This window comes from Streptomyces sp. NPDC090106, from assembly GCF_044747265.1.
Taxonomy (GTDB): domain Bacteria; phylum Actinomycetota; class Actinomycetes; order Streptomycetales; family Streptomycetaceae; genus Streptomyces.
The window spans coordinates 80,299-94,604 of record NZ_JBIVDS010000003.1 but is presented as its reverse complement, the minus strand read 5'-3'; the positions used below and the strand labels follow the sequence as shown (position 1 = coordinate 94,604).

The 14,306-nt window shown below is 70.9% G+C and carries 16 protein-coding genes; 9 read left to right on the top strand and 7 right to left on the bottom strand.

Translation table 11 applies throughout. From position 1 onward, the window contains the following. Nucleotides 1-129 precede the first annotated feature (129 nt). Entirely contained in the window at nucleotides 130-204 is a 75-nt protein-coding gene (locus ACIPSE_RS10370) for a putative leader peptide (protein WP_401661699.1), read from the bottom strand. Nucleotides 205-279: 75 nt separating this feature from the next. Further along, on the bottom strand, nucleotides 280-1,860 hold the full coding sequence (locus ACIPSE_RS10365) for a cation acetate symporter (RefSeq protein ID WP_401660024.1): 1,581 nt from the start codon (nucleotides 1,858-1,860) through the stop codon (nucleotides 280-282). A 282-nt stretch (nucleotides 1,861-2,142) separates the two neighbouring features. Between ACIPSE_RS10365 and ACIPSE_RS10360 the strand changes: the two genes are divergently transcribed. The 6 genes from ACIPSE_RS10360 to ACIPSE_RS10335 all read left to right on the top strand — a co-directional run bounded on the left by ACIPSE_RS10360 (nucleotide 2,143) and on the right by ACIPSE_RS10335 (nucleotide 7,873). Then, a complete protein-coding gene (locus ACIPSE_RS10360) occupies nucleotides 2,143-2,901 on the top strand; it encodes a DUF1684 domain-containing protein (protein WP_401660022.1) in 759 nt (252 codons plus the stop codon). 62 nt (nucleotides 2,902-2,963) lie between these two features. Continuing rightward, entirely contained in the window at nucleotides 2,964-4,481 is a 1,518-nt protein-coding gene (locus ACIPSE_RS10355; RefSeq protein ID WP_401660019.1) for an ABC transporter substrate-binding protein, read from the top strand. Further along, a complete protein-coding gene (locus ACIPSE_RS10350) occupies nucleotides 4,481-5,446 on the top strand; it encodes an ABC transporter permease (RefSeq protein WP_401660016.1) in 966 nt (321 codons plus the stop codon). The genes ACIPSE_RS10355 and ACIPSE_RS10350 overlap by 1 nt, the downstream gene beginning before the upstream one ends. After that, nucleotides 5,443-6,315 (top strand): ABC transporter permease, encoded by an 873-nt coding sequence (locus tag ACIPSE_RS10345; RefSeq protein WP_401660014.1) that lies wholly within the window; start codon nucleotides 5,443-5,445, stop codon nucleotides 6,313-6,315. The genes ACIPSE_RS10350 and ACIPSE_RS10345 overlap by 4 nt, the downstream gene beginning before the upstream one ends. Beyond that, nucleotides 6,312-7,112: an ATP-binding cassette domain-containing protein gene (locus ACIPSE_RS10340; RefSeq protein ID WP_401660012.1), complete on the top strand. Its 801-nt coding sequence runs from the start codon at nucleotides 6,312-6,314 to the stop codon at nucleotides 7,110-7,112. The genes ACIPSE_RS10345 and ACIPSE_RS10340 overlap by 4 nt, the downstream gene beginning before the upstream one ends. Then, entirely contained in the window at nucleotides 7,109-7,873 is a 765-nt protein-coding gene (locus tag ACIPSE_RS10335; RefSeq protein ID WP_401660009.1) for an ABC transporter ATP-binding protein, read from the top strand. Before ACIPSE_RS10340 ends, ACIPSE_RS10335 begins: the two co-directional genes overlap by 4 nt. Here the strand turns inward: ACIPSE_RS10335 and ACIPSE_RS10330 are convergent. Next, on the bottom strand, nucleotides 7,842-8,315 hold the full coding sequence (locus ACIPSE_RS10330) for an STAS domain-containing protein (RefSeq protein WP_401660007.1): 474 nt from the start codon (nucleotides 8,313-8,315) through the stop codon (nucleotides 7,842-7,844). The genes ACIPSE_RS10335 and ACIPSE_RS10330 overlap by 32 nt on opposite strands. Before the next feature lie 231 nt (nucleotides 8,316-8,546). Between ACIPSE_RS10330 and ACIPSE_RS10325 the strand changes: the two genes are divergently transcribed. Beyond that, a complete protein-coding gene (locus ACIPSE_RS10325) occupies nucleotides 8,547-9,614 on the top strand; it encodes a WD40 repeat domain-containing protein (RefSeq protein ID WP_401660004.1) in 1,068 nt (355 codons plus the stop codon). On the opposite strand, the gene ACIPSE_RS10320 is transcribed toward ACIPSE_RS10325, so the two are convergent. Beyond that, nucleotides 9,584-10,117, bottom strand: coding sequence for an ArsR/SmtB family transcription factor (locus ACIPSE_RS10320; RefSeq protein ID WP_401660001.1), 534 nt, complete (start codon nucleotides 10,115-10,117; stop codon nucleotides 9,584-9,586). The genes ACIPSE_RS10325 and ACIPSE_RS10320 overlap by 31 nt on opposite strands. A gap of 57 nt (nucleotides 10,118-10,174) precedes the next feature. Between ACIPSE_RS10320 and ACIPSE_RS10315 the strand changes: the two genes are divergently transcribed. Next, nucleotides 10,175-11,086, top strand: a complete 912-nt coding sequence (locus ACIPSE_RS10315) for a S41 family peptidase (protein WP_401659999.1) — start codon at nucleotides 10,175-10,177, stop codon at nucleotides 11,084-11,086. Nucleotides 11,087-11,250: 164 nt separating this feature from the next. Next, the gene (locus tag ACIPSE_RS10310; RefSeq protein WP_401661696.1) at nucleotides 11,251-13,170 is read left to right on the top strand and encodes a glycoside hydrolase family 5 protein; all 1,920 of its coding nucleotides are present in this window, start codon (nucleotides 11,251-11,253) and stop codon (nucleotides 13,168-13,170) included. 1 nt (nucleotide 13,171) lies between these two features. Here the strand turns inward: ACIPSE_RS10310 and ACIPSE_RS10305 are convergent, their stop codons facing one another. The 3 genes from ACIPSE_RS10305 to ACIPSE_RS10295 are packed head-to-tail and all read right to left on the bottom strand — an operon-like array spanning nucleotide 13,172 to nucleotide 14,173. Continuing rightward, complete coding sequence (locus ACIPSE_RS10305) at nucleotides 13,172-13,492, bottom strand: DUF1048 domain-containing protein (RefSeq protein ID WP_401659996.1); 321 nt, start codon at nucleotides 13,490-13,492, stop codon at nucleotides 13,172-13,174. Nucleotide 13,493: 1 nt separating this feature from the next. Beyond that, complete coding sequence (locus ACIPSE_RS10300; RefSeq protein ID WP_401659994.1) at nucleotides 13,494-13,850, bottom strand: DUF1048 domain-containing protein; 357 nt, start codon at nucleotides 13,848-13,850, stop codon at nucleotides 13,494-13,496. After that, nucleotides 13,847-14,173 (bottom strand): PadR family transcriptional regulator, encoded by a 327-nt coding sequence (locus ACIPSE_RS10295; protein ID WP_401659992.1) that lies wholly within the window; start codon nucleotides 14,171-14,173, stop codon nucleotides 13,847-13,849. Before ACIPSE_RS10295 ends, ACIPSE_RS10300 begins: the two co-directional genes overlap by 4 nt. Nucleotides 14,174-14,306: the final 133 nt, after the last annotated feature.

Here is a 14,306-nt window from a genome sequence, read left to right as displayed (position 1 = left end):
TGAGGTGTCCCCAAGGGAGGCGAGGAAGTCTGATTCAACGTTGCATCAAGGCCGACGGCCCAGAGCCGCACGAACCGACGTTCACGTCAGGAGAGAGGGGGAGACGCCGCCGAAAAGGGGCGCGCGGGATCAGCTACACAGCGCGGTGGCGACCCTGAGCAGGTCGACGTGCGCGCGCTTCACAAGCTCGACACCGGATCCCATGGGGCGGGACTATACACAGCGGGGCCGGAAGCGCGAGACGGCGGTCTCACTCAACTGACGTGAGGCTGGGGCCACTCAGCGCACGCCCGCTTCGCTGCCCCTGGTCCCCCAGGCCGGTCGCCTCCCGTCCGTGCGGGTCCTGCCGCGGAGGCCCAGCAGGAAGCCCGCGGGGATCGTGATGAGCCCCGGTGTCTGGAGGGGGAAGAGGTGGAAGTCGTGGTCGGGGAGGAGGGCGGTCGGGGTGCCGGAGACGGCCGGGGAGAGGGTCATGAGGGTCGCGATCAGCGGCAGGGTTCCGTAGACGGTCCAGCGCACGCCGGTCGACGAGTAGCGGGGCAGGAACGCCGTGCAGAGCAGGACCGGTGCCAGTACGGACGCGCCCACCGTCAGGGAGAGCGAGATGAGGGTGAGGGTGCCTCGGTCGCGGAGCAGGACGGCCAGGAGCACGGCGGCGGAGCCGAACAGGACGACGCCCGCTCTGGCCCGGCGGACCTCCCCGCCTCTGCGGCGGCTCGTCCGGGTTTCGCCGGGTGAGCCGCCGAAGTCACGTACCAGGCCCGCCGCCGCGGCCAGGGTGATGCCCGCGACGGCGGCGAGGGTGGTCGCGAAGACGGCGCAGGCGACGATCGCGAAGAGCATGCTGTGCCGGGTCCCGTCGGCGGACGGGTCGAGCGCGCCGGTGACCATGAGCAGGGCGGTGGACCCGGTGGGGTCGGCGGCCCGGATCGCGTCCCGGCCGAGCAGGGCGCACGCGCCCAGCCCCGCGACCGCCACGCCCAGGCAGACGAGGGTCACCGGGACCACCGCCCAGCCGACCGTGCGGCGGGCCGTACGGGCGTCGCGCAGCGGGTGGAGCCGCATGGTGAGATGCGGCAGACAGGCGGCGCCGAGGAGCAGGGTGACGGCGAAGCCGAGCAGGTCGAGCCGGCCGGTGAGCGAGGGGCCGAAGTGGAGCCCGGGGACGGCGTAGCCGGTTCCCGCGCCCGACTGCTCGCGCGCGGCCGAGAACAGGGCCGGGGGCGACCATCCGTGGCGGGCCAGGACGAGGCCCGCGAGGAGTGTCACGGCGACGAGGACGACGGCGATCTTGAGGATCTGGATGTAGCCGGTGCCCCGCATCCCGCCGAAGGCGGCGTAGCCGACCATGAGGGCGCCGCTGCCGACGGTGCAGGCCGTGAGCGCCGCTTCGGGCAGGCCGAACATGGCGGCGATGATGTGCCCGCCGGTCGACAGCTGGACGAGCAGCAGCGGGGTGAGCACGACGAGGGCGGCCGTTCCCAGCGCCTTGCGCGCGGCGGGGTCGCCGAGCCGGTCCGCGACGAAGTCGCCGAGGGTGAACACGCCCTCGGCGCGCAGGCGTTCGCCCAGGATCCGCAGCACGAGCCAGAGCGACAGCACGGTGACGGCGGCGAAGAGGATGCCGTCGGCGCCGTCGAGCGCGACCGCGCCCGTGGTGCTGAGCAGGGTGGCGGCGGAGACGTAGTCGCCGGCGACGGCGAGCCCGCTGCCGACGGGCCCGAAGGCGGCACCGCCCCCGGCGTAGAAGTGCTCGGGTTCGTCCAGGTCGGCGGCGGCGAGCCCGCACAGCAGCAGCGACCCGGCGACGAAGACGAGGAAGACCATCGCGGCGAGGGACTGCCCGTCCGTGGAGCTCACCGGCGGCGTCCCGCTGCCGGTGCGGAGCTGCCGTGCGCTGCTGCTGATGCGGCTGACATGGCGGCCATGCCATCAGCCGCCCCTTGCGCCGTCCAGGGCTCTTCGGCATCGGGAGACCCGTGCACAACGCGCGCGGGCGGGCCGTGTGCGCGGGCACAGGCGGCCCGGCCGCGCCATTCTTCGAGATGGCGCGTCTCACCAGGTGAAACGCGGGTTTGACATTAGATCGGCTTATAGCTGATAAAGAAGATGCTTTGGCCATTGAATGTCGCCCCGTGACCGATGGCCCCCGTCCAGCCAAGTGAGAACGCCGTGTCCGAGACCGCCACCGCCCGCCCCTCCCTCACGCCCCGGGAGACCTGGGACGCCTGGTGTACCGCGCGCCGCACGGCGCTCACCGGCGCGACCGGCAACCTCGCCCTCGTGGAGACCCGCTGGCTGCCGGCCGGGGAGCGCGGCGACGCGGAGGCGGCCCGCGCGGGTCTGCCGGAGACCGTGACCGTCACCACACTGTCGCGGACCGACCTCGTCAGCGGTGAGCCGGAGCACGGTCTGCGGTTCTGGGACGCGGCCTCCCCCGCCATCGCCCACTTCGACCATGTCGACGTCTTCCCCTACGACCCCGCGTGGGTCCTGGAGGCGACGTTCACCCCGGTCCCGGGCGCCCGCCGGATCGCGTTCGAGCACATCCGCGACAACGGCGGCAGCCGCGACCTCGTCGTCCCGGGCGACATCGCCCTGACCGTCGACGGCCGCGACTACACCCTGAGCGCCTTCGACGACGACGGCACGCTGCTGCTCGTCTTCGGCGACCCCACCAACGGCGACAGCACCTACGGCGCCGGCCGCTTCCTGTTCGTCGAGCGCACCGACGACGACAGCCGCGTCGTCCTCGACTTCAACCGGGCCTTCGTACCGCCCTGCGGATTCTCCGATCAGTACAACTGTCCGATGCCGCCGCGGCAGAACCGCTTCCACCTGCCCGTCGAGGCCGGCGAGAAGCTCCCCGTCTTCCGCGACGGCTTCACCGGCACCCACTGATCCGGTCCCCTCGGCCCTCCCCCGTCGGCAGCACCCTGCCGCAGCACGAAAGCGCCCTCATCATGAGCATCAAGAAGTCGCACCTGTACGCCGTCAGCACCGCGGCCACCCTCTCCCTCGCCCTGAGCGCCTGCGGCGGCTCCGCCGGCGGCAGCGCCTCCGGTGGCACCTGGGACAAGAACGCGACCGTCAACATCGGCTCCCTGTACGAGCCGCAGAACCTCGACAACACCGCCGGCGGCGGCCAGGGCGTCACCGAGGCCCTCAACGGCAACGTCTACGAAGGCCTGTTCAAGCTCACGGACGACGGCAAGGTCGAGAAGCTCCTCGCCCAGGACTACCAGGCGAGCGCGGACGGCCTGACGTACACCATCACCCTGCGCGACGGCGTGAAGTTCCACAGCGGCAAGGAACTGACCAGCGCGGACGTCAAGTACAGCCTGGAGAAGGTCCTCGCGGACGACTCCCAGTCGGCGCGCAAGAGCAACCTCGAGGTGATCAAGGACGTCGCGACTCCGGACGCGCGGACCGTGAAGGTCACGCTGTCGCAGAAGTCGATCTCCTTCATCTACAACCTCTCCTACGTCTGGATCATCGACTCCGAGGCGAAGGACCTGAAGACCTCCGAGGACGGCACGGGCCCGTACACCCTCGGCAAGTGGACGCGCGGCTCGGCGCTCAGCCTGAACCGGTTCGCCGGTTACTGGGGCGACGCCGCCGCGAACAAGAAGGTCGTCTTCCACTACTTCAAGGACGCCACGGCGCTGAACAACGCGCTGCTCACCAACGCCGTCGACGTGGTGACCAGCGAGCAGTCCCCGGACGCCCTGGACCAGTTCAAGAGCAACCAGAACTACAAGGTCAACGACGGCAATTCGACGACCAAGCTGCTGCTCGCCTTCAACGACAAGGCCAAGCCGTTCACCGACGTCAAGGTCCGCCAGGCCGTCTCGGCGGCGATCGACGACAAGAAGCTGCTGGAGTCCGTCTGGGGCGGCTACGGCAAGCTCATCGGCTCGATGGTCCCGCCCACCGACCCGTGGTACGAGGACCTCACCGACGTCAATGCCTACGACGTCGCCAAGGCCAAGAAGCTGCTCGCCGAGGCCGGTTACGCCAAGGGCTTCACCTTCACCCTCGACACCCCGAACTACGACCCGCACCCCACGGCGGCGACCTTCATCAAGTCGCAGCTCGCGAAGGTCGGCATCACCGTCAAGATCAACACGATCACGCCGGACGAGTGGTACACGAAGGTCTACAAGAACCACGACTTCACCGCCACGCTCCAGGAGCACGTCAACGACCGCGACCTGGTCTGGTACGGCAACCCGGACTTCTACTGGGGCTACGACGACAAGCAGGTCACCCAGTGGGTGAAGGAGGCCGAGGAGGCCTCCAGCACGGCCGAGCAGACCGCGCTGCTGAAGAAGGTCAACGAGAAGACCGCGGCGGACGCGGCCAGCGACTGGCTCTACCTCTACCCGCAGATCGTCGTCGCGAGCACCAAGCTCTCCGGCTACCCCCTCAACGGCCTCAACTCGCAGTTCTACGCCTACGACATCAAGAAGAAGGGCTGATGGCCCGCTACCTGCTGCGCCGTCTGGCGTTCCTGGTGGTGTCGCTGGCGCTGGCGAGCGTGGTGCTGTTCGTGCTGCTGCGCCTGCTGCCCGGCGACCCCGCCAACGCGCTGACCTCGGTCGGCGCGAGCCCGGAGCAGATCGCGGCGGCCCGTCACGCCATCGGCTCGGACCGCCCGCTGCCCGAGCAGTTCACGCACTGGCTCGGGCAGTTGGCGACCGGTGACCTCGGTACCTCCTTCGTCAGTTCGCTGCCGGTGGGGCCCGAGGTCACGGCCCGGCTGAACGTCACCGTGCCGCTCACGCTGGCCTCGTTCGTGCTGGCCGTCCTGATCGCCGTGCCCGCCGGGTTCGTCGCCGCCCACAAGCGCCGCACCTGGTACGGCGCCCTGCTCAGCGGCGTCTCCCAACTGGGCATCGCCATACCGGTCTTCTGGCTCGGCATGATCCTCATCGCGGTGTTCGCCCTGAACGCGGGCTGGCTCCCGTCGGGCGGCTTCCCGCAGGACGGCTGGGCGGTACCGGGCGAGGCGATCCGCTCGCTGGTCCTGCCCGTCGTCACCATCGCCCTGGTGATGAGCGCCTCCCTGATCCGCTACGTCCGGTCCGCCGCCCTCGACGTGCTCGGCAGCGACTATCTGCGCACCGCCCGCGCGCTCGGCGAGAGCTTCGGCACCGCCATGTGGCGCCACGGACTGCGCAACGCCTCCATCCCGGTGATCTCCATCCTCGGCATCGAACTCGCGTCCACGCTGCTGGGCGCGGTCGTCGTGGAGTCGGTGTACGCGCTGCCCGGCCTCGGCTCCCTGCTGGCCACCGGCATCGCCCAGCACGACTACCCGGTCATCCAGGGCGTCCTGTTCGTCTCCACCCTGGCCGTGCTGCTCATCGGGTTCCTCGCCGACCTCGTCCAGCGCATCATCGACCCGCGGCTGCGGGGCCGGCTCTCGGGAGGCGCCCGATGACCACCACCGACCTGCTCGCGAAGCCCGCCGGCAAGACGGCCGGTCCGCGCGCCCGTCGTCGCTCCGTCACGCTGATCGTGGGCTGCGTGGTGACGGCCCTGGTCGCACTGCTGGCGCTCACGTCGTTCCTGTGGCTGCCCTACTCCCCCGACGACACGTCCGGCGGGCGGCTCGCCGGACCCGGTGACGGCCATCTGCTGGGCACCGACAAGCTCGGCCGGGACCTGTTCACGCAGCTCATGACGGGCGCGCGCATCGCCTTCGCGGCCGGACTCGGCTCGGTGGCCGTGGCCGCGCTGATCGGTGTCACCCTCGGTGTCCTCGCCGCGTTCGCCCAGGGCTGGCTGGACGACACCCTCTCGGCGTTCCTCGACATCCTCATCGCCTTCCCCACCCTCCTGCTGGCGATGCTCGTCGTGGCCGCCCGGTCCGCCACCCTGAGCTCGGCGGTCCTCGCCATCGGGCTGGCGCAGAGCGCGGTGGTGGCCCGGTTGGTGCGCATCCTCGTCAAGCGGGTCCTCACCCAGGACTACATCACCGCCGCCCGCACCTCGGGAACGTCCTGGCCCCGCACGGTCCTCGGCCACGTCCTGCCGAACATCTGGCCCACCCTCGCGGTCAACCTGGCCCTCCAGTTCGGCCTCGCCGTCCTCGCCGAGGCGGGCCTGTCCTACCTCGGCCTCGGCGCGCCGCCGCCCAACGCCTCCTGGGGCCGGATGCTCCAGGAAGCCCAGGCCACCTTCACCACCGCGCCCGCGGGCGCTCTCGCCCCCGGCGTCCTCCTCGTGCTCCTCGTCATCGGCGTGAACCTCGTCGCCGACGGCCTGCGCGACGTCCTGGACCCGGCGACCCGCGGGAGGCGGGCATGACGCTCCTCGACGTACAGGGCCTGTCGGTGACCACCGCCGACGGACGCCCCCTCGTCCACGACCTGTCCTTCGGCCTCGCGGGCGGAGACCGCCTCGCGCTGATCGGCGAGTCCGGCTCGGGCAAGTCGCTCACCACGCTCGCCCTGCTGGGCCTGCTGCCCGAACAGATGACCGCCACCGGGAGCATCCTCCTGGCCGGCACCCAGATCATCGGCGCCGCCGACAGGCACCTCACCGGCGTGCGCGGCCGGGACGCCGCGATCGTCTTCCAGGAGCCGCTGACCGCCCTCGACCCGCTCATGCGCGTCGGCCGTCAGGTCGCCGGTCCGCTGGCCCGCCGTACCGGCCTCAAGGGCGCGAAGCTGCGCGCCGCCACCTTCGAGGCACTGGCACAGGTACGGCTGCCCGAGCCGGAGCGCATCGCGCGCGCCTTCCCGCACGAGATCTCCGGAGGTCAGCGCCAGCGTGTCGCGCTGGCCGCGGCCCTGGCGTGCGAACCCCGGCTGCTCATCGCCGACGAGCCCACGACCGCGCTGGACGTGTCCGTGCAGGCCGAGATGCTCGACCTCATCGACACCCTCGTCCGCGAGCGCGAGATGGCGGTGCTGTTCGTCAGCCACGATCTCGCCGTCGTGGCCAAGGTCACCGACCGCGCGCTGGTCATGAAGGACGGCCGGGCAGTCGAGGAGGGCGCCGTGCGCGACATCGTCGGCGCTCCCCGCGAGGAGTACACCCGCCGTCTGGTGGCCAGCGCCCGCCGCCTGGAGTCCGCCCTGGACCTGAGGAGCGCCCCGTGAACGCCGTGCTGGAACTCGACGACGTCAGCGCGCGCTACCGGGGCGCCCGCACCGACGTCGTCCAGGACGTGTCCCTGTCCGTGTCACCCGGCGAGAGCCTGGCGCTGGTCGGCGAGTCCGGCGCCGGGAAGACCACCCTGCTGCGCCTCCTGCTGGGGCTGGCCCAGCCCACCCGGGGCAGCGTCCGCTTCGACGGCCAGGCCCTGTCCCTGCGCGACCGGGAGCAGATGCGCCGCTTCCGGCGCGGCGTGCAGTGCGTCTTCCAGGACCCCTACTCCTCCCTCGACCCGCGCCGCCGGGTCGGCTCGATCGTCGCCGAGCCCCTGCGGTCGCTGCGCGTCGGGACGAAGGCGGAGGCCGCGGGGAAGGTGGCCGCCGCGCTCGAAGGGGTCGGCCTGCCCGCCGATGCCGCCGAGCGGTACCCGCACGAGTTCTCCGGTGGCCAGCGTCAGCGCATCGCCATCGCCCGCGCCACGGTGTGCGATCCCCGCGTGCTCCTCGCGGACGAGCCGGTCAGCGCGCTCGACGTGACCACCCGGGTCAAGGTCGTCGACCTGCTGGCCGAGCTGAAGCAGGAGCGCGGCCTCACGCTGGTGATGGTCTCGCACGACCTGTCGGTCGTGGCCTCGCTGTGTGAGCGGACGGCCGTGCTGGAACGCGGGCGGGTCGTCGAACAGGGCGACACGGCACAGGTCCTGAGCGCTCCCGCCCACTCCTACACCCGCCGTCTCATCGACAGCGTTCCCCGTCTGCCCGTCTGACCGCCGTGCCTCCGCCGTCACCTGGTTCTCCGGCGTGACGGCGGGCCGGTGGCGCAGCGGGTAAAGGGACGCCCGCCGCCTCGTACAGGCGTTCCACCGCAGCGCTGGCCGAGGCGAAGACGCAGCTTCCCCCGTCCTTCTCCCACCGCGCCATCTCGCGCAGCAGGCTGGAGTCGCAGAAGGTCACCTCGTCCAGGTGGAGCGTCAGATGGTGCGTACCGTCGGCGCGGCACTTGCGCATGATGGCGCTGAGCATCGTGATGCTGTGGAGGTCGATCTCGTCGCACAGATGAACCACCAGTCCCGAAGTGTGCGGGTAGCACTGGGAGACGATGTGGGGGCGGAGCCGGGATCGGGGATGAGGACCGGTGCCGGAGCTCGTGCGACCGGAGTGGCTGGAGTTGCTGGAGTGATTCGTGTGATTGGTGTGTGATCCATCCATGCCAGTAGTGAAGCCAGAGCGCCGCCGCCGGGCCGATGACTTCTCCCGCAGATTGCCGCAGCGGATGAAATCACCAGTCCGGCCGGGTGGTTCTCGCATCCGGACGCGGGGCCCGAGCGGAAGTGTTCCTCTGCGTCGCCACCCGGCCGACCGCCGCCCCGTTCCGCCCCGGACGGCAGTGTCGATCCGTGGAGTCTGCCGCCGACCCGGATCGCCGGCGGGGGCGGCAATGTGGCGTCGGTGGCGTTCGGTCCCGACGGGCACACACTGGCCGCGGGAAACCAGAACAGCACCGTCTCGCTGTGGGACATCTCCGATCCCGACAACCCCGCACCACGCGGTGAACCGCTCACCGGACCGGACGACCCGGTGGACGCCGTGGCGTTCAGCCCGGACGGGCGCACCCTGGCCGCGGGCGACGGCGGCGGCACCGTCACCTTGTGGAACATCGCCGGCCCGGGTCGTCCCGTCCGGCTCGGCGAGCCCCTCACCGGTGCGGACGGGGACGTCTTCTCCCTGGTCTTCAGCCCTGACGGCGACCTCTTGGCGGCGGCCGGTGACGGACAGGGCAGCGCCATCGCCCTGTGGGACGTCAGCGACCCCGCGGCACCCGAACCCCAGGGCACCATCTCCGACTCCGACACGGAATCGGTGTCGTCCCTGTCGTTCCACCACGACGGCTCGATCCTGGCGGCCGGCGGTGACAGCAGCGAGAACGGCACCGTCGGTCTGTGGAGCACGACGGACCCCGGGGTCCGTGTCGGGGAGAAGATCGACCAGCCGACGGCCACCAGCACCTGGGTGGCGTTCAGCCCGGACGGCCGCACCCTCGCCCTCGGCAACAGCCGCGGCACCGTCACCTTGTGGGACGCGACCGACCCCAACCGTCCGACCCGTAGGGGCAGTCCGCTGACCGTGCCCGGCGGCAGCCTGTGGTCGGTGGCGTTCAGCCCCGACGGACGCACGCTCGCGGCGGCCGGTCACACCGACGACGGCGCCGTCCACTTGTGGGACGTCGCCGATCCCGACCACCCCACGGCGATCGGCCGACCGCTGACGGTGCAGACCGGATTCGCCGCCGTCCTGGCGTTCAGCCCGGACGGCCGCACCTTGGCCGCCACCACCGACGACGGTGTGGCCACGCTCTGGAACCTGGACGTCGAGTCCGCCATCAGCCGCATCTGCGCGGGCAGTTCGGGGGCGTTGAGCCGGGAGCAGTGGACCCGCTACGTTCCCCGGTTGCCGTACGACCCACCGTGCGGGACAAGTCAAACGTGCCCTCCGGGTGGAGCCTGCTGATACAGCGCGACCAGCACGCCGTGCACGGGCCGGCCCTCCGTGTCCTCGTCCGCCTCGTCGACCAACTTGACCAGGGTGTCACCGAGTTCTCGCGCCTTCGCGGGACTGAGACGCAGATGACGCAGGGTCAGGTGAGGGTCCACGGGTGCGCGGTCCAGCTCCTGGGCGACCGCGGTGAGCATGGCGGCCGTGCCCGCCGCCCGGGGTTCGGCGACCATCATGCGGCGGGCCGTGCGCTGGTAGTACTGCTCGGTGCCGCCGCGGACCTGACGGGTCTCGGCGACATGGACCAGCCCGGCCTCGCGCAGCACTTTCAGATGGTGGGCGACGTTGCCCTTCCTCGCGTCGAGCTGCGCCGCCAACTGGCTCGTGGTGGCGGGGCGTTGCCCCAGGGCGAAGAGCAGCCGCTGGCGCAACGGGTGCGAGAGCGCCGCGAACTGCTCGGGCGCGCTGATCTCCAGGACGTCGTCCGGAGGCGGCGGGTAGGAGGGCTGATCACGCATGGCGAAAGTGTCTAATCTTCTTGACGCTTTCGCAAGGCCGGTGCTCTACTCCCTGCCATGCCGACTCCGACACCCTTTCATCCGGGCTCCGTCATCGACGAGGTCGCCCGACTGGTGACCGAGCACTACGTCTTCCCCGAGACCGCCGCACACCTCGCCGACCTGCTGCGCAAGCGCCTCGCCGAGGGTGCTTACGCCGTCGGCGACGCCGAGGAGCTGGCCCGGCTCGTCACGGCGGACCTCCAGTCCGTCAACGACGACCGGCACCTCGCCCTGAAGCACCATGCCGACCCCGTCTCCCGCGCGCAGGGGGCGGCGAAACTGGAGTCCATACGCCGGGACTTCGCCACCTCGCTGGGCGGCGCGCCCCGGGTCGAGCTGCTCGACGGTGGCGTCGCCCTGCTGGAACTGGCGCCGATGCTGTTCCCGCTGGAGTGGGCGGCCGAACCGCTGAGCGCCGCGCTCACCCTGGTCTCGCGCGCCGAGGCACTGATCGTGGACCTTCGGGGCAACCGGGGCGGCGACCCGGACACGGTCGCCTTCGTCTGCAGCCACCTGCTGGACCGGCGCACGCACCTCAACACCATGTACTGGCGTGCCGGGGAACGCACCGAGCAGTCCTGGAGCCAGCCCCACGTGCCCGGTGCCCGTTTCGGTGGCAGCAAGCCTCTGTACGTGCTGACCGGCGGCGCCACCTTCTCCGCCGCCGAAGAGCTCGCGTACGACCTGCAACAGCTCGGGCGTGCCGTCGTCGTCGGCGAGCGCACCCTCGGTGGCGCACACCCGCGCGAGGGCTGGACGGTGCACCCGCATCTGGAGGCGAGCATCCCCACGGGCCGTGCCGTCAACCCCGTCTCCGGCACGAACTGGGAGGGGACGGGGGTGCAGCCGGACGAGGCCTGCGCCGCCGCCGAGGCCCGCGAGCGCGCGCACGGGCTCGCTCTCGCGCAGCTGGCCGGGCAGCGGTAACAGGCCCCACAGCAGCGCCAGTTGAGGACGCCGGAGGGACGCGGGCCGCACGGCCGGCCTTCCGGAGCCGTCCGACTCGGCGCATTCGGCCGAAGGACTGGACCATTCCGACCACACTCGCCATGATGACGCTGTCATGACAATCGACTCGTCGGACGGTGACCGTGCGCGCAACCCTGGTCCGGGCCACAGTGGCCGCCGTGCTCCTGCTGTTCCTGGCACCCGCACCGGCCGCACCGGCGCAGACGGTGCCGGAAGCGGAGTCCGCCGCGCCCCTGTCGAGTGCGGCCGACTGGACGCCACCGCTGAGCACGCGAGGCCGCTGGATCGTCGACGCCGACGGGAACCGGTTCAAGCTGCGCTCGGGCAACTGGCACGGCGCCAGCGGCACGTGGAACGGCTCGGGTGACGTCGAGGTCGACGCCAACCATCACGCCGGTGAGAACTCCGGCCGGGTGCCGCTCGGCCTCGACCGCGCGCCCGTCGCCGAGATCATCGCCGGTTTCCAGGAGATCGGGATCAACAGCATCCGACTGCCCTTCTCCAACGAGATGATCCACGACACGCGCCCCGTCACCGACGACGCCGTCGCCGCGAATCCCGCGCTGCGCGGCATGACCCCGCTCCAGGTGTACGACACCGTGGTGCGCGACCTCACCGCCGCCGGTCTCGCCGTCATCCTCAACAACCACACGAACACGACCCGTTGGTGCTGCGGAGTGGACGGCAACGAACGCTGGAACGCGAGCCAGTCGACCGAGACCTGGGAGAACGACTGGCTGTTCATGGCCCGCCGCTACCGGGACAACAAGCGCGTCGTCGGCGCCGATCTCTACAACGAGGTGCGCCGCACCGTCTGGGACGACCCCAACTGGGGCCTGGGCGACAACCACGACTGGTTCGCCGCCTCGCAGCACGTCGGCGACCGCATCCTCACCGAGGCCTCACCCGATCTGCTGATCATCGTCGAGGGCATCAACTGGACCGGCATCCCCATCGACGGATTCGCGCACGAACGTCCCACCCTGGAACCGGCGCGCCGCCTCTCGCACACGCTCGTCGACTCCGGCAAGCTCGTCTACTCCGCGCACTTCTACGACTACACCGGGCCCAACCACACCGGCGCCACCGGGACGGGCGAGACCACCGACCCCCGCTACCGCGACCTGAGCCCGGCCGAGCTCACCCAGGTCCTCTACCGCCAGGCCTTCTTCGTCACCGCCGAGCAGGACCAGCACTTCACGGCGCCGGTCTGGATCAGCGAGTTCGGCGTCGGCGGCCGGGAGGAGACGGGCGCGAAGCAGCGGGCCTGGTTCGAGAACTTCGTCGACGAACTGATCCGCAACGACGCCGACTTCGCGTACTGGCCCCTCGTGGGCTGGCACGAGAACCGCACCGGCAACGGCTGGGCCCTGCTGCACTGGGATTCGGCCGGCCACCGCATGGGGCTGTACGACGGCGACGACTGGCGGGCCGCGGCCTGGACCCGGCTGCTCACGGCGACCGGGCGCACCGGCCCCGTCGCCCAGGTGTCGGAGTGGGGTCAACTGAGCCCGGATCACGCGGACTTCATCCAGTCCCGGCGCATGCGTGCCCTGTCCGACTGGGACTCCGGCGCCCGCAAGGCGGTCTGCCCGGACGGGCAGCGGCTCCTGGGGCTGAGCCACACGGGCAACCGTGGCCTGTGCTCGGACGTCACCGCCACGGCACTGTGGGCCGCGGCCGACGGGCACGAGAAGGTCGTCGACGAACGCCATGTCGTGTCGGGCCGGGACTGGGCCTCGGGGTACACCAAACTCCAGTGCGCCGAGGGCGATTTCCTGATCGGCTACAGCGTGCGCGGCGCCGCCGTCTCCTCCGCCCTGTGCGCGACCGCCGCGCCCGGACGGCTCGGGACCGACGGCCGTACCGTCTGGTTCGACCGCGGCGACAACCGTGGCACGGGACCCAAGGGCGGCGACTTCGCGAACGGCCACTACAAGGGGCAGTGCGCCGACGACGAGTACGCGGCCGGCATCGCGTACACGGGCCGGCTGGGGTCGTCCAGAACGCCGGACGCGCTGTACTGCCGCAAGCTCGGCTGAACTACTGCTCGGACGCGCCGGGTTCGGCGGCGAGGGACGCCTGGTAGACGTCCGCGTAGGTGGGTGAGTCCTTGACCAGGTCGTCGCAGAACGCGGCGACGTCGGTGCCGACGAGGTCGAGGACTCCCCTGCCCGCCGCTGCACCCTCCTCGAAGAAGTCGAGGAGCCCGGGGAGCAGTTCGGGCAGGCTGACCGGGCCGACCTTGAAGAGGTACTTCTGCATCTCCTTGTAGACGATCCGGTAGTCCGGCGGAAGGGCTTTGACCCGGGCCAGGTGCGCCCGCCACTGATTCTTGCCCTCGATGATGTCCTGGATGCCCACGTCAGCCTCCCAGCCTGCTCAGCTTCTTCGCGACGTTCCTGTTCAACTGCTCGCGCCACCGGTCGCGGTAGGTCCGTGCGCCTTCTCCGCCGGCGAGCGCGGCGCAGAATCCCCGGATGTCGTCGCCGAGCACCTCGTGCACATCCTGTCCGTCCGCCGCGGCCACTTCGAGCAGGCCGAGTGCGCCGTCGAGGATCGGCATCAGGTTGCGCCCGGTGAAGTCCCCGTAGGGGAAGAGGTGGTTGACGATCTGTCCCCACGCCGCCCGGTGGTCCGCGGGCAGTTGCTCGGCCCGCGCCTCGAACGCCTGCCATTGCCTGGTGAGATCGCTGCCGGTGACCTTCTCCCAGAAGTTCATCTCCCGCCCTCCCTGAGTCTGTCGATGCGTGCCGACACGTACTGCCACTTCGCCCAGAACCGTGCGAGCTCCTCGCGTCCGGCGTCGTTGAGCACGTAGAACTTCCGCGGCGGACCGACCTCGGAGCGCCGTTTCGTCACCTGGACGAGGCCGTTCCGCTCCAGCCGGAGCAGGATGGTGTACACGGTCCCCTCGATGACGTCGACGAAGCCGAGCTCGTTCAACCGCCGTGTGATGGCGTAACCGTAGGTCTCCTCGGCACCGATGATCTCCAGCACGCATCCTTCGAGCGTGCCCTTGAGCATCTCCGTCAGGTCGTCCATCCCCGGGCTCCTCCACCATGCCGGTACTGCGTAGTACCGAGTACCACTACACGGTATCACCGAGTAGCGATGACGGAGCGGTGCCCGGACACGTTCCTCCACCGATGCAAGCGCGACCCCGCGAGGGCGCGTC